This is a genomic window from Shewanella sp. S1-58-MNA-CIBAN-0166 (assembly GCF_040310085.1).
Taxonomy (GTDB): domain Bacteria; phylum Pseudomonadota; class Gammaproteobacteria; order Enterobacterales; family Shewanellaceae; genus Shewanella.
Map to the genome: position 1 here is coordinate 1 of NZ_JBEOPN010000196.1, position 241 is coordinate 241.

Annotated in this window: 1 protein-coding gene; it reads right to left on the reverse strand. The window is 42.3% G+C overall.

Translation table 11 applies throughout. The features are described 5' to 3' along the window. Positions 1–241 (reverse strand): integrase core domain-containing protein (locus tag AAEY99_RS21675; RefSeq protein ID WP_351012021.1); only part of this gene is annotated, 241 nt, incomplete at both ends.

Genomic DNA, 241 nt, shown 5'->3' on the forward strand with positions numbered 1-241 from the left:
GCCGTGAGCGCGTTGCCAATTGTAGTAATGCTGCCACTCAGGTAACGTTTCATTTTTGAGTTCGTCCAAATCCAAATTAACGGTCGAATAAAACTCTTCCTTATCAGTTCTTTGTGACCTTTCAACTTTGCCATTTAAGTGAGGAGAGCCTGGCTTATTGGGGCGAAATTTAATGCCATGCTCCATCAATTTGAGCTGTACTTTTTCAGCAAAAAACTCCGTTCCGCGATCAGTTTGAACT